Below are 21,907 nucleotides of genomic sequence, written 5' to 3' on the forward strand. Positions count from 1 at the left end.
GGAGCGTCCGGGTGACGGGTGCCCCTGCGTAGGCGCGGAGGAAACATGCGGCGTGCCATCCCAACCAGCGGGGCGAGGACGAGCACCGCCCCCTCCAAGCCCCATTCCGGGGGCAAGCACCTACTCTCAACGAGACTATCCGGCCGCCAGGGTCTGTGCCGGATCAATACGAGAAGCCTTCGCCGCCGGGTACAGACCAGCCAACACACCAACCAGTGCGCCAGCGCCCAGGCCCAGCAGAATAGTGTCAGCGCTAATAATCGGCGTCCAACGGTTCAGCAAAGACACAATCGAAATGCCGTTAACCGCCAGCACAATACCAGCCACCGCGCCCAAGATGCCGGTCAGTAGCGCCTCCGCCGAGAACTGCAGCAGAATACCCGAAGGGCGCATACCAATAGCCAGACGCAAACCCACCTCACGGCGACGCTCCATCACCGCAACCAGGAACGTGTTCATAATGCCCATCGCACCAATCACGAGGGTAATAACGCTCATGGCAAGAAGCATCGTGCGTTGCTGCTGGTCGACAGCCTCACGAAGGGTCTTCGGCTCCGGCGGCACACTCACGCTATACAGGGCGGGACGTTCCGGCGAGAGCGCGTACGGTGCTTCCTCCGCAATCTGGTTTGCGGCACCTGCAACAGTACTCACCACAATCTGAGTGGAACGCTTACCGGTCTGCGCCGCAACGGCACCGCCACCGGCAGCGGGCTGCGCCTCTTCAACATCGGCACCAGGCTTCGCGCCCAGAGGCAGGTAGACCGAACCGTACGACAGAGTCAGCGAGGGATTCTCCCGCACCACACCGATGACAGTGTACGGCTCATCGTGAATATAGACCGTAACTCCGGGGCTATAGGGTAGCCCGAGCTGGCGCATCACGCTTTCGCTGAGCACCACGACCTTATCGTTCCGCTCCACATGCCCCTCGTCGAAAGTGCGACCCCACACCAGTTCATGACCCTGCACGCTAAAGATGCTGGGGGTTGCCGCAAGGACGGCAGCCGTCACGTTAGCACCGCGCTCACCAAAGTTGTCTGGACCGCGCTGAATATCCGCGGATTCATAGAGCTGATCCACCAGCGCGGTACCGGTCACTCCGTTCAGCTGGCTAACACGCCGGTAATTCTCGCTTGCCGCCAGGCTCAAGAGTTCAGCCCGGCTCATGGCTTCGGTTCGGGTAGAGCTAATCGTCAGGTGCTTAGCCCTAAAAATGTCGAAGCTGTCCGCCAGCTGCCCAGAAATGGTGGCGGTCAGACCAACGGTCAGCACGAGCGAAGCGATACCCAGAACCACACCAAGCATGGTGAAGATATTGCGCCTCACCCGGTGCACGGTAGCGTCCCACGCTTCTTTGAGGGAGGCGAGCGCCCAGGGTGTGCGTCCGCTCCCCTGCGGCTTAGATGTTTGTTCCTCAGTAAAGCTAGGCTGGTTCAGAGACGCACGGGCGGTCGTTTCCTCCTGCCGCGGTGCATCCTGCTCGATGAGCTGCCCCTCGTGCATGCGCAGCACCCGGTCGCAGTGCTCCGCCACGAGCGGGTCGTGGGTAATCACAATCGTGCTCTGCTGATTACCCGTGCATTCACGCAGCAGATCAATCACTTCACGGGTGAGCTCTTCATCCAACGAGCCGGTCGGCTCATCGCAGAGCAGCAACGTCGGTTCCCCGATGAGCGCACGCGCAATAGCCACACGTTGCTTCTCGCCGCCGGAGAGAGTGGTGATGGGCGCATCCGTTCGGTGGCTCAGCCCCAGCAGGGCGAGAGTATCCGCAACCCGTTGCGCTCGCTCCGCTTTGGGCACGCCACGGTAGATGAGCGGTAGCTCAACGTTGCGGTACACGTTCTTATGCTCGATGAGGTGGAACGCCTGGAAGACGAAACCGATGTTGTCTAGGCGCGCTTCAGCTCGCTGTGCCGCGTTGAAGGTTGCGGTGTCTGTACCGTCCAGCAGGTAGCTGCCGGAGGCGGGCGTGCTGAGCAGACCGAGGATGTTCAGCAGGGTTGATTTGCCACTGCCGGACGGCCCCAGGATTGCGACGACTTCTCCGTAGCGGACTTTCAGGTCAATATTTTTGAGCACGTCAATTCGAGTGTCACCCTGCATAAAGTGCTGGGACACTCCCTGAATATCGACGCTATAGGCTGGTGGGTGCGCGTGAGCGGCGCGGGAGTCAGTCATGGCTACTCCCTACTTTTTCTCGCGCATGATTTTGACGCTGTCGCCTTCGTGCAGGTCACCGGTGACGGCGTTCTTGCCGTTGGCGTTGCTGATGACGGTAACGGTTACCTCGCGTTCTTCACGTGCCTTCGATCCGTTGGAGCTTTCGGGGCCGAGCACGATGACTCGGGTCTGTCCGTCACGGGTGTAGAGCGCCGATGAGGGTACGACCAGGTGCGCTTCGGGGGTTTCTTCGAGGGTGAGTTCCGCGTTGACGGCGCCTCGGAGGCTGTCCGCCTTATCCCCTACGTCGAGAGTGAGGATACGTTCCCCTTCGGTGCTTCCAGCCGCGCCGGCTGCGCCCTTGAGGTTGGAGCCAGCCGCACCTTCTGCACCATTGGCCTGGCGACCGGCCTGGCTGTTGCCTGCGGCACCGGCGGCTTCGGTGGTGTTCTTGTATCCGAGGGTTGCGACGTACTCAGTATCACCGAGGGAGGGCACGGTTACCTTCTGACCGCTACGGGCTTCGGGGGTGAGCCTGCCGGTGGTTCCGGTGCAGCTGAGGGTCTTGCTACCTTCTGCGATGGTGGCTACGGGACCATCTGCGATAGCGCCGGTGGCGCGGGGGTTGCCGGTGACGAGTCCGGCACGGTTGATGATAAGGAAGTAGCGGGCGGGAATAGGCTGGTCAGTCTTGACGTGCGCGTAGCCGAGGCTGTCGAGGAGGTTGTTGAGAGCCTCGTAGGTGTCTTCGGTAATGCGCGCGGGCTGCGGGCCCTGACGTCCCATGGCGGTCAGTGCCTCGTTGAGGAGTGCGGCGTCGGGGCCGCTGTCGTCGAGTTTGAGGTCGCGGTAGAGCGCGAAGCCGCCGGTGAGGGTGATGAGAGGTTCACCGTTGACTTCTGCGATGAGGGTGCCGTTGCCGACGGTGTCACCGTGTTTGATGGTGATTGCGGTGTACTGTCCTTCGCCGCTGTAGCGTAGCGGGGTTGAGGTGGCGTAGTTCGCGGTGCAGGTCAGGGGCACGGTGGTGCGCAGTTTCTCGCGGGTGACCGTGGCGGTGATGGTGGAGGGGCTCGGGGGTGCCGCTTCCGCGTCTTTTTGGGCGGTGGTTTTGATGTTTTGGGCGCTGATGAGCGTACCCACGGTGATGATGAGGAGCAGGGCGATAATGCCGTAGAGCCAGAGGGTTTTCTTCTGGCGGGTGGGGGTGGCGCTCATGGTGTCCCTTCTTTGGGTGCGCGTACGGGAACGCTATTGTCTGTGCCGTTTGGGATTAGGGGCGGCGATGCCGTGTGGGGTTAGTTTGTGCCCGGCACGGGGATACGTGCCGGGCACAATACGCTGTGACGAGGTGCAGCCTCCGTGGCTACTCTGTACGCCTGTTCTGGTTAGTCCGGTCTGGATAGCCCGGTCTGATTAGTCCGGAGGATTAGCTCAGAATCTTTCGGGCGTTTTCTTCAGCAGTTTTCTTGATCGTGGTCACCTGCTCGATGAGGCCCTGCTCCTTTTCGAGGAAGGAACTCAGGTAAGCGATAGCCATCTTTCGCTGTTCTGCATCTAGCCCGGTTGCTTCACGGCAGGTCGCATCGTTGATCGCCAGTTCGTGGGTGTCCTGGTTGTTCTGGCGGTACTGTAGGCGAGCCATATCCGGAGACGTGTAGTCGCCTCCGAAGCGTTCTTTCATGCACTGTGCCCACTTCTCGGTGGCAGGCCCAAGGTCTTTGGTAATCGCGTCGTTGTTAAGATAGTGAACCGCAGTAATGTAGACCTTTCGTATGGTCGCGCGGGATTCTTCTGAGCCGAAGACTGCGCGGGTGGCTTCTTGCTGGCAACCGCCCTTTCCTTCGGTGCCGTTAAGAGCCTGCATTTCAGCGTCGCTCATAGTGCGGCTCTGCTCTTCCAGCTCAGCAGTTACCAAAGACCAGCGCTCTTTGTATCCGCGAGTGCGGGCATCCGCGACGGTGAGAGGTTCGAAACCAGTGGTCTGTAGCAGCGGGGGTTCAGTTTCTCCTGCAGGAGCCTTGTAGTTCGGGAATCCTCGTTCAGCCATGCACTGGCTCAGGGAACGCTGGTAGGCACGAACAACGTTGTCAGAAAGTGAGGCGAGGTTCTCTACTTTTTCGATAGCTTGACTATCGGGGCTCGTGGAGGCGCTATACGCCTTCTCAGCGTTAGCGGACGCCGAGGAACCGGCGCTGGGTTGCCCGGACGCGCAGGAGCTAAGCAGCAGGGTCAGCGGGAGTAGAGCCCCGGCGAGGGTTCGTAGGGTATTCTGTCGACGCATAGGTGGGCACTTCCTCGTGAAATATAGCTGCATCTTTGTCCGCTCGTTCAGGGGCTCATCGTTGTTTGCCCTTGAGAGAACATATTTTGAACACTAGCCTACTATGCGCCGGGAGGGGAGGCAAGGGGGACGGTGTTCGTCCTCTCGCCTCATGCAGTGTCTGGGATGGCACGCCGCGTGTTTTTCTTTCGGGATACGGTTGGGGGACGGTGTTCGTCCTCGTTCCTACAGGGGCACCCGCCCTCGCTTCGCTTCGGGCACCCTGATGTCACTTTCGGACGATACCGCCTTTCCGCGCTGGGGTACTGTGCGGGTGCGGCCGCGTTTTCCGGATGCGCCCTCAGGGTGTCAGCCCGGACGCTCTCCGATGCGGAGCGAGGAGAGGGCGGAGCGTCCGGGTGACGGGTGCCCCTGCGTAGGCGCGGAGGAAACATGCGGCGTGCCGTCCCAACCAGCAGGGTGAGGACGAACACCGCACCGCAGAAGCGATTTAGCGTCCGGTCATACCCAGCAGCTCATTCGCCCGAACGCGAGCCCAACGCTCCGCGTTCAGCACAGCCTCCAGCGTCAAATCAGCGTCAGAAACAGCCTCAGCGCTGCCGGTGTGCTCCTCCAGCACGCGCGCCACCGAATCGACAATGTCGGTAAAGCGAATCGCACCCGCATGGAATGCTGCCACGGCTTCCTCATTGGCGGCATTGAACACTGCCGGGTGGGTGCCGCCGACCTTGCCGGCGTCCTTGATCATGCGCACGGCGGGGAATGCTTCCTCGTCCAGCGGCTCAAAAGTCCAGGATGCCGCCTTCGACCAGTCACAAGCAGGCACGGCACCGGGGATGCGGTGCGGCCAGGTCAGACCCAGCGCGATGGGCAGAACCATACTCGGCGGGGACGCCTGCGCAATGGTCGAGCCGTCCACGAACTGCACCATGGAGTGCACGATGGACTGCGGGTGCACCGCCACGTCAATACGGTCCAGGTCCACGCCGAACAGGTGGTGTGCCTCAAGCACTTCGAGTGCCTTGTTGACCATGGTTGCCGAGTTGGTGGTGACGACCAGGCCCATGTCCCAGGTGGGGTGTGCAAGCGCCTGCGCGGGGGTCACGTCGTGCAGCTGTTCACGCTTGTAGCCGCGGAAGGGACCGCCCGATGCGGTGAGGATGAGTCGGTCGATTTCTGCGTCGGTTCCGGAGGCGAGCGCCTGCGCGAGGGCGGAGTGTTCGGAGTCGACGGGCACCATGGGGGTGTTCAGGGGGGATGCGTCGACGGCGGCACGGACGAGCGGGCCGCCTGCGATGAGGGATTCCTTGTTGGCCAGTGCCACGCGGTAGCCGCTGTTGAGGGCGGTGAGGGTCGGTTCCAGGCCGATGGAGCCGGTGATGCCGTTGAGGACGGTGTCTGCCGGGTGTGCTGCCGCCTGTACGGATGCTTCGGCGCCGTGGGCGATCTGCGGGGTGTAGCCGGTAACGCCTGCTTCGGAGGCTGCCGCCTCGATGAGTTCGCGGAGGCGCTGCGCGTCGTCGGCGGTGCCGCTGGTGGCGACCAGTTCAGCACGCACGTGCACTGCCTGGCGTGCGAGCAGTTCGAGGGATCGGGAGCCTGCGGAGAGGGCGACGACTTTCAGCGGTGCGTCGGCGGCGGAGGCGCTGGTGCCTTTGAGTGCGGCGAGGTGGTCGATGACTTCCATGGCTTGGGTGCCGATGGAGCCGGTTGAGCCGAGGAGGGTGACGCTCTGCGGTGCGCGGGTGAGTTCTGTGAGGGCGTCGGTGAGGCGGTCGCGGTTGCCGCCGACGCGTGCTGAGGATCCAAACTTCATGGTTCTAGTGTCTCATGAGCTCGCGGGTGGATTCGGGTACTGGCGCCGCCTCTCATCTTAGAAGACCCCAGCGCAGAAGAATCCCCCACCCTGTCATACGGGGCGGGGGATTCAACACTTCACGTTTTAGAGCAGATCCTGCAGCAGCTCAATGCAGCGGTCCAGGAAAGCGTCCACCTGGGATTCCTCGTAGCTGACGGTGCCCGAGGCGGGACGGAACTTTGCGTGGCGCACCACGGAGGGGTCCAGCGGCTCTTCGCTGTTGAGCTGGGCGTACACGCGGTCGCAGATGGCGTCCACGTCGCCGACGAAATAGCCCATGTGGCGGCGCTTGCTGGGGCGGCGGAAACGCTCACCGGCAGGGCGTTCCAGGCGGCCAGCGAGCAGCTCGCCGGTCTCTACGAGGGAGCGTTCCCAGTTGTCCAGGCCGTACGCCTCAATGTAGCGGCTGCGTTCAAGCTTGGCGAAGCGTTCCTCAATCTTTTCGAGGGCGCGGTCGACCACATCCAGCTGGTAGCCGCCGGGTTCTTCACGGAAGACGACCTGGCGGATTCGTCGGGAGGTGTAGAGGTCTTCGGGTAGTTCGGCGGCTCCGCTGAGCTTCTCGTAGTCCTCGGCGAGGCGGGTGAACAGGCGGTCTACTTCACTGCGCTTGTAGCCGGGTTCGGTTTCTCCTGCACGGGCAAATCCGCCTCCGTGGGTGGTGCTTGCCAAGGTGGGCTCCTCTCGACGATTGAACTTTAAGAATACCAATGCGCAGGCTACCTGGTGCAAGGTTGGCGGGCGGTGTCTTAGATATAGCCTTTTACGCCCCTATTCACCGGGTACAGCGAAAGCGGGTACAGCAGAGGCGGGGCGCCCCTCCCCCACTCGTGGGAAGAAACGCCCCGCCTCCATAAGCGATAAAAGCTTCAGGCTTTAGAGCGGCATAATAAACCGGAAAATCAGGCAGCCAGCCGCCGCAGCGAAAAGAATCGAGTCTAGGCGATCCATCATGCCGCCGTGACCGGGCAGGATATTCGACATGTCCTTCACACCCATACGGCGCTTGAACACGGACTCGACCAGGTCACCGGCAGTCGAAGCGACCACCATGACCGCCGCCAACGGAATAGCCCAATACCAGGGCGAACCCATGACCGCCAACGCGATAGCACCAACCACCGCCGAACCGACGAAGGAACCAGCCAGGCCCTCCCAGCTTTTCTTCGGGGAGATCTTCGGCGCCATCGGGTGCTTACCCCAATTCACGCCGGCAATAAAGCCGAACGTGTCATTGCAGATTGCCATCAGCAGAATCATGAGGACGCCGCGCTCGCCGTGGTCCGCTTGGAAGTAGACCATGGCAATACCCAGCATCAGCGGCACCCACAGCAGAGCCAGGGCGCTACCACTCAAAGACTTACCCAGTGAGACCTGACGGTCAGCACGCACGAGAGCAGAAGAGAGCAGCAGCACCAGCAGGCTCACCGCCAGGGCGATGCCCAGCCCGGTAAAACCGAACAGGTAAGACACCGCCACAATCGCGGCAGACAGACCACCCAGCAGATACTCCGGGATGCCGTAGCCGCGGCGAGTATTGAGCACGTGCCCAATCTCCCAGGCGCCCAGGCCAGCCGCGGCAGCTGCAAGCGCCACAAAAATCGGCTGGTACATCAGGCCCAGCACCAATAGCATGCCGAAACCAACACCCACACCAATGGCGGCGGGCAGGTTACGACCTGCTTTGGCGCTACGCGACTTCACCGGCGTTGCAGCGGTCTGCGGGCTCGACTGTGGAGCAGGCGGCGTGCCTCTCTCTTCTTTCGCTTCTTTGCGTGCACTCATTTGGGGTTTAGACCTCGAGCAGTTCAGCTTCCTTGTGCTTGTACAGTGCGTCGACCTGGTCGATGTGCTTCTTGGTCAGTGCGTCCAGTTCCTTCTCAGCGCGTGCGCCTTCGTCCTCACCGATTTCGCTGTCCTTGACGAGCTTGTCGATAGCGGTCTTAGCGTGGCGGCGAACGTTACGGATGGAAACGCGGGACTCCTCAGCCTTGCTGTTGACGAGCTTGGTGTATTCCTTACGGCGCTCAGCGGTCATTTCGGGCATGACAACGCGAATAGCTGCACCGTCGTTGCTGGGGTTAACACCCAGGTCAGAGTCACGCAGAGCCTTCTCAATAGCCGCCAGTGCGGTCACGTCGAAGGGAACGATCTTGACGGTACGTGCGTCCTCAACGTTGAAGGACACCAGCTGCTGCAGCGGGGTCGGTGCACCGTAGTACTCGGCGGTCAGGCCGCTGAAAATTGCGGGGTTCACACGACCGGTACGAACCTTAGCGAACTCAGTCTTGGTTGCTTCGATGGTCTTTTCCATCTTCTCGCCGGCTTCGGCAAGGATTTCTTCGATCACGAAAGGATCTCCTTTGTCGGAATTCTGGGGTGCCAGAATTGTCGGTGGGCGTTCGCTCAGCCCTCATGATTCCCTACCGGCTCCACGGCGCATCCGAGGCAAAAACCTTAGGAATAACACAAAGTCGGCGGGAAAGAGGCAGAACGTCGTATTTGATATAAGTCTAGACGGTACCGGCGGGCATAAGCGAGTTTTAGCGCTCACCCGCGCGGTACCGTCCAGAATAAGTCCGCGCTATCGAGCACGGTCACAATCAGAGGGGGCATCAGGCATGCCCCAACCTAAAAATTTAGGTGTTAGCGAGTAACGAGGGTACCCATCTTCTCGCCCAGGATTGCGCGGGTCACGTTACCGTCACCCTGCATGCCGAACACGCGCATGGTCACGTTGTTGTCGCGGCACAGGGAGAACGCGGTCTGGTCCAGCACACGGATGTTACGCTGCATAGCCTCATCGTAGGTGAGGTTGTACAGGCGCTCAGCGTTGGGGTCCTTGTTCGGGTCAGCAGTGTAGATGCCGTCCACGCCGTTCTTAGCAACCAGAACCTCGTCTGCGTGGATTTCCAGGGCGCGCTGAGCAGCCACAGTGTCGGTGGAGAAGTAGGGCAGACCCGCACCAGCACCGAAGATCACGACGCGGTCCTTCTGCATGTGGCGGATCGCGCGGCGAGGAATGTACGTCTCAGCAACCTGAGGCATAGTGATAGCGGACTGAACGCGGGTGTCAATCCCCTCCTGCTCCAGGAAGTCCTGCAGAGCCAGGGAGTTCATCACGGTGCCGAGCATACCCATGTAGTCTGCACGGGAGCGGTCCATACCCGCCTGAGAGAGCTCAGCGCCGCGGAAGAAGTTACCGCCACCAATCACGATGGAGGTCTCAACCTCGCCAACAGTTGCGGCAATCTGCTTAGCGATGCTGCGCACGACCTCGGTCGAAATGCCAACTTCGCCGCCACCAAAAACCTCACCGGAAAGCTTGAGCAAAACGCGGCGACGGCCGGTCTCATCGTGGTGAATCGGGTGCGAAATAGCTTCGGTCATGGTTCCTCCAGTGGCTTACCTAGGGGTTGTTATAGGTGATCGGGGCGGGCTCCTGCCGCCTAGTCCTTATCAAGGATACAGCAAAGCCGGGTAGCCACCAGTGGTGACTACCCGGCTTCAGGCTATAATCCCAACCTCATACGATTTCCCTTACCGGGAACCCGCACTACGGGAGGGTAGAACTGCAGCGAGTCCTTATGCACCCACGCGGAAACGTGCGAATGCGGTAGCGGTTGCGCCAGCCTCGGACAGAACCTGTGCAACAGACTTCTTGGAGTCCTTTGCGAAGTCCTGATCCAGCAGGGTGTTCTCCTTGAAGAAGCCCTTCAGGCGACCCTCAACGATCTTGTCCAGAATCTTCTCGGGCTTGCCCTCAGCGATTGCGGTCTCGCGAGCAACGCGCTTCTCGGTCTCGATCTGGTCTGCGGGGATGGACTCGGAATCCAGGTACTTGGGGCTCATTGCAGCAATGTGAACTGCAACGTCGTGTGCAATCTCGTCGGTGTTCTCACCGGAGACAGCCAGCAGAACGCCAACCTGTGCGGGCAGGTCCTTGGAGGTCTTGTGCAGGTAAACTGCAACGTTCTCGCCCTCAACGCGTGCAACGCGGCGGACAACGATCTTCTCGCCGAGCAGTGCACCAGCGTCGGTGGTCAGCTCCTCAACGGTCTTGCCCTCGTAGGATGCAGCCTGCAGCTCTTCCAGGGTGGAAGCGTCAGCAGCAATAGCAGCCTCGAGCACGTTCTGGCCGAAAGCGATGAAGGGGTCGGACTTTGCCACGAAGTCGGTCTCGGAGTTGACCTCGATCATGTAGCCAACGCCGTTCTCAACGCGTGCAGCCACCAGGCCCTCAGCGGTTGCGCGACCCTCGCGCTTGGTGATGCCCTTCAGACCCTTAACGCGGATGATCTCGGCAGCCTTCTGCTGGTCGCCGTTAGCCTCGTCCAGAGCCTTCTTGACGTCGAGCATACCTGCGCCGGTCTTCTCGCGCAGTGCCTTGATGTCTGCTGCGGTGTAGTTCGCCATTGTGAACTCCTTGTGTTGCTGTAATAAATCGGGATGACATCCCGGTGGTACATATGGCGGACGGCGCCGCGCCCAGGTCAGGGCGGGCGCCGTCCGAACGTGGTCCCCGCGGGCGGGGACCACAAAGCATAAAGCTTATAGTGGGCTAAGAAAGCTTACTTAGCTGCCTCTTCAGCCTGTGCAGCCTCGTGCTGCTCCAGGAGCTCGCGCTCCCAAGCTGCCATGGGCTCCTCAGCTGCTTCAGCCTTGCCGTTCTTCTTAGCGTTGCGCTCGATCAGGCCGGCTGCCACTGCGTCAGCAATCACGCGGGTGAGCAGGTTGACGGAGCGGATAGCATCGTCGTTACCGGGGATCGGGAAAGCAACCTCGTCGGGGTCGCAGTTGGTGTCGAGGATAGCAACAACGGGGATGCCCAGCTTCTGAGCCTCGTTAACTGCCAGGTGCTCCTTCTTGGTGTCAACAACCCACAGGAGGGAGGGAACCTTGGACAGGTTGCGGATACCGCCGAGGGTCTTCTCGAGCTTCTCGAACTCGCGACGCATGAGGAGCAGTTCCTTCTTGGTGTAGCGAGAACCTGCTACATCGTCGAAGTCAATCTGCTCGAGTTCCTTCATGCGCTCAATGCTCTTGGAGATGGTGCTGAAGTTGGTCAGCATACCACCGAGCCAGCGGTGGTTCACGTAGGGCATGTTCACGCGGGTTGCCTGCTCAGCGATAACTTCCTGAGCCTGCTTCTTGGTACCCACGAACAGGATGTTGCCACCGTGTGCGACGGTCGACTTAACAGCCTCGTATGCCTTGTCGATGAAGGCGAGGGACTGCTGCAGGTCGATGATGTAGATGCCGTTGCGCTCGGTCAGGATGAAACGCTTCATCTTGGGGTTCCAACGGCGGGTCTGGTGACCGAAGTGAACGCCGGAGTCCAGCATTTCACGCATAGTTACGACGGGCATGTCGTCTCCTTTGTGGTGCCGCGCGGACCTCCCATTCGGGCTAGCCCAACGCGCGCATAGTAGTTATCAGTTTTTCCTGGCGGCGGTTAGCGTTCACGGTTGCCCGTTCAGCTCAGGCCCTAACCACCCCGTGTGGGTGGACCGAAGGTCCCTTATCGGCTCCCCATCTGGGGATGCCGCTCACGCCGCGCGTCGTCAGTGGTACTGTGCGGCCCCCTCGAAGAGGGAGAATACCCGCGCAGGCACACTGCAATACGACATTGTACCGTATATTCCGCGATTAATCCGCCGGATTGGGGTTAAAACCTGTGTAGGCGCGGCGGGTGTGTGCAGGGGCACTGTGGATAAAGGATTTTAAGGCGAAAACGGCGGGGTTATCCACAATTTTTCGTGAGGCGCTGCGGGGCGAGGCAATTCGTGATGTGCTCAGAAGATGAAGCAGAACATGAAGACATTAGCGACAACGCTACGGCACGCAACGCTGACGGCCTGCTGCCTGCTGGGTGCGCTCGTGTGCGCGGGTGGAGATGGCTTGACGGGCGGGGCTGGTTTTGCAGACGGTGCCGCCTCAAATGCGGAGGTTCCCACTACCGTTGAGCTCACCGCGAGCCGACTACGCTACCGCTCCCCCACCGCCACCTCCAGACCGCGGGTAATCCATCCCTTTGAGAAGCCCGCCCAACGCTGGAGTGCCGGGCATCGCGGCGTAGACCTCGCCGTGCCCGAACACGACCGGCGCGTCTACGCACCGGCACCCGGCAAAGTGGTGTTCAGCGGCACGGTCGTCAACCGCAAAGTGCTGGTCATTGCGCATCCGGATGGGCGGCGCAGCACCTTCGAACCCATGGACGAGGCACTCCCGGCCGGCACCACCGTTGCAGCCGGTGAGGTCATCGGCACCGTCGCAGTCACGGCAGGCGGCAACAGCGAGCGCCCCTACCGGCGGTGCTCCACTCCGTGCCTGTACTGGGGCGTACGCCAGGGAGGCGCCCGCGGGGACGGCAGCGGCAAGGAAGCCGAGTACATCAACCCCATGAGCCTGCTGGGCTCGAAGGAACCAAGCATTCTGCTACCCGTGCCGGGTGGATATTAGGTGGCGAGTACTCGCGCTGGCAGTCATTGGGTACGGCTGTGGCCCGTCACCTCCCCAAAAGGAGGCAACGGGCCACAGGAGCCAGTCTAGGTTGTGCTCACTATCGTAGGTGCTAGAGGCAGCTACTTACTGGAGGACGTCACCGTCATCAGCACCGAATTGGTTCGGCTGTACAGGCTGCTGAGCAGTCTGACCGGGCTGAACCTGCTGACCGGGCTGAGTAGGCTGAACCGGCTGTGCAGGCTGTGCGGTCTGCGCGGCCTGCGCATCGTACGCAGGCATTGCCTTGGTCGGTTCATTCTCACCGTAGTTCAGGCCGTGCTGCGGGGTGAATACCTGAGTCGGCGAATCGTCACCCGCAGCGTAGGCGGTGTTCTGCGCCGGGTAGCCGCCCTGTGCCTGGTAACCGGGCTGAGCAGCGTAACCACCCTGTGCCGGGTAACCATTCTGAGCTGCGTAACCACCCTGTGCGTCAGCCTGGGTTGCACCGTAACCGGTCGCAACACCAGCCGCCGCACCCAGTGCAGCAGCCGAAGCGGCACGACGCTCACGGCCCTTCGCACGAGCCGCCGCAATCTTCTTGCGGAACAGGAAGAGCAGAATCAGGATGAGCAGTAGCAGACCCACAATAACCGCGTCCACGATTACGTCAGTCATGCTCAGACCTGACACCGGAACAGTCAGACCGGAGGTGCTACTGACACCACGGTCAGTCTTGACGCTCAGCTCGCCACCGTTGACGGTGAGCTGCACGTGCTGAGAGTTCTTCGCGAGGCTGTTCGCGGCATCTACCTTCTGCTGGTCCAGCGAGGAGAAGGTCGGAGCCTTGAAGGTGAACTCGAAGGGAGCCGAGTAGTAGTTACCCAGCTTCGAAGAGAGCTTGATTTCAGGGGTCACCGTGTAGTCGGAGCCGAAGGGGTGGTAGCCACCGGGGCGGGTCACGGTAATCTTCGAGTCGGGCAGGTATGCGTTCAGACGCTGGTTGAACTCTGCTTCGTCCTTACCGCGAACCTTGACGCTCACGATGGTGGAGTCGCTGTCCTGGCGCACCTCGGTCTCGTCATCGCCGCCGCCCGCGAAAACGTCCTTGAGCTTCTGCTCAGCGCCCGCAACATCCTCGGTCGGGAATGCGTAGAGGAAACGCGCTTCCATGGAACCGTCCAGGCCCAGGGAGGTAGCGACCTTCATGCTCTTCATCTCGATCTGGCGCGAAGAAACACGGTCAACCGCGATGAGAGTGTTGCTACCGCCAGAACGGGAGGAGCTAGCGCGACCCTCGGGGTCAACCATGTAGGACTTATCGTTGCTGTCCACGATGGTCAGGGTCAGGCCATCACCGTTCGGGGAGCACAGCAGGGAGCAGTCCAGCAGACCCGAAATCTTCTTCTGAACGGTGAAGTTGTTGTCCTTCGCCACTACCTCACGGCTGGCGGAGAAATCGGTGCTGCTTGCGCCAAACAGCTTCTTGAGACCGCTGCCCAGGTCCTCAATCGAAGAAGCGCTAAAGGTCAGGGTACGACCCACTTCTTCCTTCGCACTGGCGGTCGATGCGGAAGGAGCGTATGCCTTCGCCTGCGAGGACTCCAGACCCTTCTTCAGCTCGGAGCCCTCAGGCTTGACCTGGTTCAGGTAGGCGTCGACCGCCGAGGCGGTCTCGGTGTTCATGATTTCCTTCGCGACGAAGGAAACCATCACGGAGTAACCGCCGTCCTTCTCCTTCACGTCAAGAATGACGTTACGGAAACCGCGGTCCTGAACATCCTTCGCAGAAATCTTAGAACCACCGGAGTTCTTCACTTCCTTCTCGCCAAACTTCACAGTGGTTTCATCGCTGCTGCTGAGGACGCTGTTCTTATTAGAAGCAGACACCACACCATCCACGACCAGCGCTTCCGGAAGCCAGCCCAGCAGGTCGCCAGAGCTGAAGTTTTCCTTCACCTGGATACCCTGCACCAGGCCCTGGTCAGAGTTGATGATGCTAATCTGCGGCTTGATGTCGGAGCCCGAAGCCTTCAGCAGAGAGGTCACCTTGGAGTGGTATTCGTCCACGGAGGAGAAGGAGACCTTGAAGGTCGCACGAGCCTTCTCGCCCTCAGACTGAATACCTTCGTACTCCATGCCCTCGGGCAGGTGCTTACGAACGGACGCATCCAGCGCCTGGGTGCCGCCCTTAACCTTGTCCTGGTTATCCTTCATGTTGAAGGAAACCAGAATCGTACGAGTACCCTTCTCGGCGCTCTCAAGACCCAGCTGGGTCTCAATCTTCGCGCTGCAGGCACTCAGAATCAGCGCTGCAATGGTCAGCAGAACCGCCAGGAACATCCAGCGCTGACGAGCCGGTGCAGCCGGGGTATGAGTCATCGCGTGCATTCTAGGCTCCCATCAGGCGAATAGCCACGTAGTAAACAACCATGGATGCCAGAACCCATGCGGTGCTCAGCGCCGCGTGCATGATAATCGGGGACTTCGCGAAGCGGCCCAGACGGTTCAGGCCCAGGTAGGTCAGAGCCTCACCCGAGAACACCGCAAAAGCAAGCACCAGAACCATGAGCATGGTCAGGAAGAACGCGCCGTCACCGCTACGGGTGAGGCGCAAGAAGAACACGAGCAGGTTCAGCAGCAGGAACGAAGGAATCAGCACCAGAGAAGACACCGACACAGCATGCATACTCGCGGTGAAGGACGCCGGCGCCTTGCCAATGCGCGCGGTCAGCTGCAGCTGCACACCGCGCAGAACCTGCACGCCGAAGATGGCGAGAGCCATCAGCACGTACGCCAGAATCATGCGTCCGGTCGGCACAGCCTGTGCGGCGTAGGCACCACCGTAGGCGGCACCACTTCGGCCACCAAACATGTAGCCCAACATGGACATCATGACAACCGCCGCCAGAATTACCAGCTGGCTGAAGAAGAACGCGCCCACCAGCGCCTGCAGAGTCGTGGGAACAATCCAACCCCACGCACCTGCGGAAGAGATGCGAGCGTGCGCGGTCGCCGGGTTGCTGGAGAAAACGTCCAAGAACGCGTTCCAGGTAGCACCCAGTGCCTTCACCGCCGGATGCGGTGCGCTCGGCGCATAGGTTGCCTGGCCGGGCTGACCCGGCTGCGCAGCACCGGGCTGAGCAGTACCGGGCTGCGCGGGGGCTGCCTGAGCCTCAGCATTCGACTGCGCATTAGCGTTTACCTGAGCGGGCTGAGGCGCCTGCTGAGGTGCTACCGTTGCGGCAGGCTGAGCAGCATTACCCGGCTGGCTCGGCTGAGCAGCCTGAGCTGCATTACCCGGCTGAGCAGCCTGGCCCGGAAGCGAAGCATCCTGCGCGGGACGCGCGCCGGCGTCGTAGCCGTAGCCTCCGGCTGCACCCTGCGACGGGTTGTTGGGAGTGTTCTCCGACATTGAGATCCTCTCGTATGGTGTGTGGAAGCAACACCTACCGGCTGAATCGGCATCTACCGGCGGCATCACACTGTCTTTCGTGACAAGACTCTTCAACCCTACCGTATTGAACGGTATGATGCGTCTTCGTTCGTCATTTACTCATTTTCATCACCATTGATGCATTCCACGCACGAAAATAACCGCTTCCGAGAGCACGAAAAGAGAGCGCGAAAAAGCCCCGCCCGCCGACAAGTGGGTGAAGTCGACGGGCGGGGCCGTAGGGAGTGCGGGGCTCGAACCCGCGACCAAGGGATTATGAGTCCCCTGCTCTAACCGGCTGAGCTAACTCCCCATCCGGTGCAGCGACGGCGCGCAATGGGCGCCAGCACCATCCTCTAGAGTACCTGAACGGCGACTGAGAACGAAAAACGCTCAATCAACCACTCAGCACCTAAAGAAACTTAGCGGCGCGAATCCAGGTAACGCTGGTACGGAGCGTCGCTCACGTACAGTTCCTCGAAGGTACGCCAGGTGTTCTCAGCACTGTGGAAGCCCACGATGCGGCGGGACTCACGGCCCATCTGCTCACGCTCAGCGGCGGGCAGGGAGAGCACCGCCTCCAGCTTCTTCGCCAAATCCTGAGCGTTATTGGGTTCGAAGAGGTAACCGTTCACGCCATCCTCCACCAGGTGCGGCAAAGCCAGTGCGTTCGCGAGCACCACGGGGGTGGAGGCGCTCATCGCCTCCAGGGAAACCAGGGACTGCAGCTCGGCGGTACCGGGCTGGCAGAACACGTCAGCCATCTGGTACACCTCGGGCAGATGCTCATCCGGAACGAAGCCACGGAAAATCACGCGATCAGCAACGCCACAATCGTGCGCCTTCTGCTCGAGTGCTTCACGCAGCTCACCGCCACCGGCGATATCCAGCACCACGTGCTCGAGGGTATCCGGCAGCAGGGACAGCGCCTCAATGAGCACGTCCACGTTCTTCTCTTCGGCAAGGCGACCCACGAATGCAATACGCAACTCACCGGGGACCTTACCGGCGTCGGCGCCCTCAGCCAGCTCGTAGTCACTGATCTCAATACCGTTAGAAACCGGCATGACCGGGCGGTCAAAATGACCCAGGTCGCGCATCGCATCCGCACCGATCTGGGTGGGGGTGGTGACGACCGCGGTCTTGGAGAAGCAGAAACGCATATCCTTCCAGGTCACCTTCTCAATCACGCGCTTCACGGGAGAGGGGAAGGGCAGGAACGGATCCAGGTTCGCGGGCATGAAGTGGTTAGTCGCAATGACGCGGATACCGCGACGCTTCGCCTGGAAGATGAGGGCGCGACCAATAATGTAGTGGCACTGCACGTGCACCACGTCCGGGCGCACCTCGTCGAGAATCGCGCCAACCTCGGACCAAATCTCCCAGGGCAGGCAGATGCGGTTCGTCTCGTGGGTCGGGGGCAGATGCGAACGCAGGCGATGCTCCACGATGCCGCCCTCTACCTCGGTGCGGTAGCTGGGGCCGGGGATGGGGCTGGCAGCGACTACGTGTACGGAGTGGCCGCGCTTGAGCATGGAAGTGGCCAGGCGGTGACCGAACTGTGCTGCACCGTTGATGTCCGGCGGGTAGGTTTCTGCGCCAATCAGAATCGTCTTTGCCTGTTCCATGACGGGGCTCCTCATCGGGGTGTAGTGTGTCGGTGACTTTGGGGTTTCGGGTGCGACGGTGCGCCGCTTCTACCTCTGTCTGCCGCGTGCACCGGGTGGGTCCAGTACGTACAGCACTTGTCTATTCTACCTGTGAGCTGCGTCCTTCTCCGACTTGTGGCGGGCGGCTTTGGCTGGGAGTTACCTCTAAACCAACCGCTGAGACAGACGCCCGGAACCTGCCCGTAGACGCACAAACGCCCCGATACGAATATCGGGGCGTTTGGACGCTTGGCGTTAAACCCTTGTGCCGGTTTTAGCGGCGTACCAGGCGGTTCAGGAAGTGCAGGACGGTTGCAATGGATGCACCCAGTGCGGCGAAGGACTTCCAGCGTGCCTGCAGAACCTCGGGCTTGCGCACGTTCTCTGCCAGGCCGCGGCCGGTAGCTGCTGCACCTGCAGCAACCTCGGAGGGCACTGCCTTGAGTGCATCCAGGGCCTGCTGGGTGTTGGACTGAACGTCGCCGGTGTAGGACTGCAGGTCGTCGCGCAGGGCTGCCAGGTGCTGGCGACGTTCTGCGGTGCGCTGCTTGAGCTCTTCGAAGGTCGGAGGCTTGGGCTCTTCCTCGCCGCGTGCCTTGCGCTCTTCAGCTTCCTTACGGGCGCGTTCTGCTGCTTCTTCGGCTTCCTTAGCCTTCTGCTCGGCACGCTCTGCCTGTTCCTTCTTCAGGCGCTCAGCGGACATGGCGGTACCTTCCTTGAGTACGCCGAGGTCGAAGAGCAGACCGAAGATTGCGGATTCGGGCTTGAACGGCAGCTGAGCCTTGACCTTCTTCAGACCGACCAGTGCGCAGATAGCGAGGACGATGAGGAAGATGAGGGCGAAGATCAGCGCGGATGCCCAGTAGGGCATGACGGTGCCGAGGCCGAGGATTGCTGCGGCGACCAGCGCAATAATCAGGAACAGACCGAAGACTGCTGCGACGCCAAAAAAGGCTGCGCCCTTACCAACGGCGATGCCCTTGGTCTTCAGCTCGTGCTTTGCAATCTGGATTTCGTCCTTGACCTGGCTGGGTCCGAGGGTCTTGAAGGTTTTGCCAGCGTCGATGATGTTCGCGACGCCGGACTTAATCCCGCTGATGCCAGCAAAGAAACCCTTGGGTGCCTTGGGATTAGTAGTAGTGGTCATGACCACCTCTCCGTGACGTGTTTTTGGAGGCTTCTTTTTCGCACTCCACCTCCTATAGTTTAGCCCCTTATGGTACCCCTGCGTGACCGTTTGAACGGGGGTTTGCGCTATCTCTTCAGGTATTTTCGACTTTCTGAGGTCTGTATTGAGCTGCGGGCGTAGCATTCTGAGCTTGGTTGCGCCTGTGGATTTGCTCTGGAGTAGGTGCGAAAGATGGTTGGGGAGGCGTTCCCCCGCTGTGCTTTGGATGGGCGCGTAGGGTGCGCGGGTGGGGTGAACTTTTCTTGAGCGCAAGGCTTCATAATTCTGCATGGCGGGGCATCTTTGCCTCGCCGAGGGCGTAAGCCCGAGGGGTTACTGGTTCGAGTCCCGTCTGGAAAATGGAAAAGCCTCAGAACTTCGTTCTGAGGCTTTCAGTATTTGCTCCCCCGACTGGACTCGAACCAGTAACCCTTCGATTAACAGTCGAATGCTCTGCCAATTGAGCTACGGGGGATTATTTTGTTTTCGTTGCCGGTTTCCCTTGCAACGAGTAATAACTATACCGGGGCTGTTTGGGCTCCGCAACTTGAAATGCCGTGAAGTGTATCACTTTTTGGGTTGTGCGGCTAGATTGGGGTTTGGGTTCCGGTTAACCCGCGCTACTCCCCCGGCCACCTGCGGAACATGAAGGTTCTGCTGGTAGCCGGGGGTGCGTCCTCAAGAGCCTGGGCTAGCCGCGCTGTGCGGCGAGCTGGCGGCGGCGCATTTCCAGTTCGAGGAGTTGGCGCTGTACCGCTTCGAATTCTTCGTCGTCCGGGTTGGCGCTGAGCTGCTCTAGGCGCATCATTAGGTCGGATTTTTGGCGGGCGATTTGCTGTTCGAACAGGGCGTTGAGTGCGCCGGTGACGAAACCGGGCAGACGCTCGGCGCTACTGACCGGTAGTGGTGAGACGGCAAGCTCCGCGATGGCGGGGTGCACGCCTTCTACCGCGCCGGAGCGCACACAGTTGATCCATTCGATGCCGGGAGTGGGTGCCATGACGGTTGCGGCATGAATAATGCCTGCGGCCACCTCGCGGTGGGTGCGGTAGCGGAACTGCACGGTGGCGAGGTTGCGCCACTGCTCCACGCTGATGAGCTCGGGGTGCTGCAGGGCAATCTCGAGCGCCGCCTTTTCGAGGCGGGCGACCGGGTCGCGCGGGTCGGGGGTGAGGAACTCCTCGACGGCGGGCGCCTCCGGCTGCGGCTGGGGTGCGGCGGGCTGAATACTGCTCGGTGGGTGCGCGGCAGCGTTCTGCCCAGCGTAGGCGCTGGGTGCGGTGTAATCCTCGGGAGGCGGTGCATCGTAGGCGGGGTCGTAGGGCGCGTCAGCATGAACTGCACCCTGGGTACCCGCATAACCCGGCGCACCCGCATAACCAGGCGCACCCTGCGGCCCTTCATTCAGACGCTCGTAACGCGGCGCGGCGGCGGCCTCCGCCTGCTGGGTGCGTGAAAGCTTCGGGTGGTTCTGCGCGTACGCCACGGCACGCTGAATCTCATCGAGCTCCAGGCCGAGCTGACCGGATACCTTACGCATGTAGGCGGGGCGCAGGTCACGGTCCTTGATTCCGGCGATAATCGGGGCGATGGCGCGCATCGCCAGCACGCGGCCTTCAAGGGTCGCCAAATCATACTTGGCGAGGGTCGAATCAATCGCGAACTCGAACAGCGGGCGGCGCGAAGCAATCAGCGAGCGCACCGCGGCGTCCCCCTTGTGCAGGCGCAGGTCGCAGGGATCCATGCCGTTCTCGGCAACCGCCACGAAGGTCTGCGCGACGAAGCGCTGATCCTCCTGGAAGGCAGCCATGGCGGCTTTCTGACCTGCGGCGTCACCGTCGAAGGTGAAGATGATTTCGCCGCCGGAGCCGTCGTCGGTAATCATGCGGCGCACCATCTTGATGTGGCCGGGACCGAACGCAGTGCCGCAGGTGGCTACGGCGGTGGTGATGCCAGCAAGGTGTGCCGCCATGACGTCCGTGTAACCTTCCACGATGACGACCTGCTTGGTCTTGGTCATATCGCGTTTTGCCAGGTCAATGCCGTAGAGCACCTGGGATTTTTTGTACAGCTGCGTCTCGGGGGTGTTCAGGTACTTGGGGCCCTGGTCGTCATCGAAGAGGCGGCGGGCACCGAAGCCGATAGTCTCACCGGCGATGGTGCGAATCGGCCAGATGATGCGACCGCGGAAGCGGTCGTACAGGCCGCGGTTGCCCTCGGAGAACATGCCGGTCGCCTTCAGTTCCTCGTCGGTGAAGCCCTGGGAGCGAAGGTGCTTGAGCAGGTGGTCCCAGCCGCGGGGTGCGTAGCCGACACCGAACTTGCGGGTTGCGGCGGGGTCGAAGCCGCGGGCACCGAGGAAGCGCTGCGCCTCCTGCGCATCAGCGCTGTAGAGGTTGCGTTCGAAGAACTCGGCGGCAATCTTGTGCGCGTCGAGCAGGCGGCGGCGCATACCCGCCTCGTAGCGGTCGCCGGGCTTACCGCCCTCATAGTGCAGGGTGTAGCCGATGCGGGCGGCAAGACGCTCCACCGTCTCAACGAAACTGGTGTGCTCCATCGCCATGACGAAGGAGTACACGTCACCGGATTCACCGCAGCCGAAGCAGTGGTACGAGCCAACCTGCGGGCGCACATTGAAGGAGGGCGTGCGCTCGTCATGGAACGGGCACAGACCCTTGAAGGTGCCTATACCGGCGCTTTTGAGGCTCACATAGCCTTCAATGATTTCGCGGATATCGGTACGGGCGCGGACTTCGTCAATGTCTTCTTTGCGGATTAATCCAGCCATAAACTCAATTCTACGGTGGGGGTCAACAGGTAGCGCCTACAGGCGGTGCAGGAGCGGGAAATAGCGCGCGAACAGGCTCGCAAAAAGGATGCGCCGCGACGCGCAAACAGCACGCCG

16 protein-coding genes and 2 tRNA genes are annotated in these 21,907 nt (G+C 61.2%); 1 reads left to right on the forward strand and 17 read right to left on the reverse strand.

What is annotated here, in order from left to right:
- Nucleotides 1-135: 135 nt before the first annotated feature.
- The 10 genes from QZ822_RS03610 to rpsB form a co-directional block, all read right to left on the reverse strand.
- On the reverse strand, nucleotides 136-2,184 hold the full coding sequence (locus QZ822_RS03610) for an ATP-binding cassette domain-containing protein (RefSeq protein WP_294642669.1): 2,049 nt from the start codon (nucleotides 2,182-2,184) through the stop codon (nucleotides 136-138).
- Between the two features lie 9 nt (nucleotides 2,185-2,193).
- Entirely contained in the window at nucleotides 2,194-3,384 is a 1,191-nt protein-coding gene (locus tag QZ822_RS03615; RefSeq protein WP_294642671.1) for a secretion protein HlyD, read from the reverse strand.
- Between the two features lie 211 nt (nucleotides 3,385-3,595).
- On the reverse strand, nucleotides 3,596-4,450 hold the full coding sequence (locus tag QZ822_RS03620) for a chromosome partitioning protein ParA (protein WP_294642673.1): 855 nt from the start codon (nucleotides 4,448-4,450) through the stop codon (nucleotides 3,596-3,598).
- Between the two features lie 490 nt (nucleotides 4,451-4,940).
- Nucleotides 4,941-6,266, reverse strand: coding sequence for a 1-deoxy-D-xylulose-5-phosphate reductoisomerase (dxr, locus tag QZ822_RS03625; RefSeq protein WP_294642675.1), 1,326 nt, complete (start codon nucleotides 6,264-6,266; stop codon nucleotides 4,941-4,943).
- 126 nt (nucleotides 6,267-6,392) lie between these two features.
- Nucleotides 6,393-6,980 (reverse strand): hypothetical protein, encoded by a 588-nt coding sequence (locus QZ822_RS03630; RefSeq protein WP_005507072.1) that lies wholly within the window; start codon nucleotides 6,978-6,980, stop codon nucleotides 6,393-6,395.
- Between the two features lie 204 nt (nucleotides 6,981-7,184).
- A complete protein-coding gene (locus QZ822_RS03635) occupies nucleotides 7,185-8,012 on the reverse strand; it encodes a phosphatidate cytidylyltransferase (RefSeq protein ID WP_294642678.1) in 828 nt (275 codons plus the stop codon).
- A gap of 88 nt (nucleotides 8,013-8,100) precedes the next feature.
- A complete protein-coding gene (gene frr / locus QZ822_RS03640; protein ID WP_005508814.1) occupies nucleotides 8,101-8,658 on the reverse strand; it encodes a ribosome recycling factor in 558 nt (185 codons plus the stop codon).
- A 296-nt stretch (nucleotides 8,659-8,954) separates the two neighbouring features.
- Entirely contained in the window at nucleotides 8,955-9,698 is a 744-nt protein-coding gene (gene pyrH / locus QZ822_RS03645; RefSeq protein ID WP_070684859.1) for a UMP kinase, read from the reverse strand.
- A 195-nt stretch (nucleotides 9,699-9,893) separates the two neighbouring features.
- On the reverse strand, nucleotides 9,894-10,724 hold the full coding sequence (gene tsf / locus QZ822_RS03650) for a translation elongation factor Ts (RefSeq protein ID WP_005507065.1): 831 nt from the start codon (nucleotides 10,722-10,724) through the stop codon (nucleotides 9,894-9,896).
- Between the two features lie 155 nt (nucleotides 10,725-10,879).
- Complete coding sequence (rpsB, locus tag QZ822_RS03655) at nucleotides 10,880-11,677, reverse strand: 30S ribosomal protein S2 (RefSeq protein WP_005508818.1); 798 nt, start codon at nucleotides 11,675-11,677, stop codon at nucleotides 10,880-10,882.
- Between the two features lie 445 nt (nucleotides 11,678-12,122).
- On the opposite strand from rpsB, the gene QZ822_RS03660 reads away from it, so the two are divergent.
- Nucleotides 12,123-12,770 (forward strand): M23 family metallopeptidase, encoded by a 648-nt coding sequence (locus tag QZ822_RS03660; protein ID WP_294642683.1) that lies wholly within the window; start codon nucleotides 12,123-12,125, stop codon nucleotides 12,768-12,770.
- A 126-nt stretch (nucleotides 12,771-12,896) separates the two neighbouring features.
- On the opposite strand, the gene QZ822_RS03665 is transcribed toward QZ822_RS03660, so the two are convergent.
- The 7 genes from QZ822_RS03665 to dnaG all read right to left on the reverse strand — a co-directional run bounded on the left by QZ822_RS03665 (nucleotide 12,897) and on the right by dnaG (nucleotide 21,790).
- Entirely contained in the window at nucleotides 12,897-15,131 is a 2,235-nt protein-coding gene (locus QZ822_RS03665) for a flagellar motor protein (protein ID WP_294642684.1), read from the reverse strand.
- 10 nt (nucleotides 15,132-15,141) lie between these two features.
- Complete coding sequence (locus QZ822_RS03670) at nucleotides 15,142-16,164, reverse strand: hypothetical protein (protein WP_294642686.1); 1,023 nt, start codon at nucleotides 16,162-16,164, stop codon at nucleotides 15,142-15,144.
- Between the two features lie 260 nt (nucleotides 16,165-16,424).
- A tRNA-Ile gene (locus QZ822_RS03675) sits at nucleotides 16,425-16,498 on the reverse strand.
- A gap of 109 nt (nucleotides 16,499-16,607) precedes the next feature.
- Nucleotides 16,608-17,813 (reverse strand): glycosyltransferase, encoded by a 1,206-nt coding sequence (locus tag QZ822_RS03680; protein ID WP_294642688.1) that lies wholly within the window; start codon nucleotides 17,811-17,813, stop codon nucleotides 16,608-16,610.
- A gap of 295 nt (nucleotides 17,814-18,108) precedes the next feature.
- Entirely contained in the window at nucleotides 18,109-18,981 is an 873-nt protein-coding gene (locus QZ822_RS03685) for a phage holin family protein (RefSeq protein ID WP_294642690.1), read from the reverse strand.
- Nucleotides 18,982-19,404: 423 nt separating this feature from the next.
- Nucleotides 19,405-19,477: transfer RNA gene (locus QZ822_RS03690), tRNA-Asn, on the reverse strand.
- Nucleotides 19,478-19,693: 216 nt separating this feature from the next.
- Nucleotides 19,694-21,790, reverse strand: coding sequence for a DNA primase (gene dnaG / locus QZ822_RS03695; protein ID WP_294642691.1), 2,097 nt, complete (start codon nucleotides 21,788-21,790; stop codon nucleotides 19,694-19,696).
- Between the last annotated feature and the right edge of the window lie 117 nt (nucleotides 21,791-21,907).

Source organism: uncultured Rothia sp., assembly GCF_916715725.1.
In the GTDB taxonomy this organism is placed as follows: domain Bacteria; phylum Actinomycetota; class Actinomycetes; order Actinomycetales; family Micrococcaceae; genus Rothia.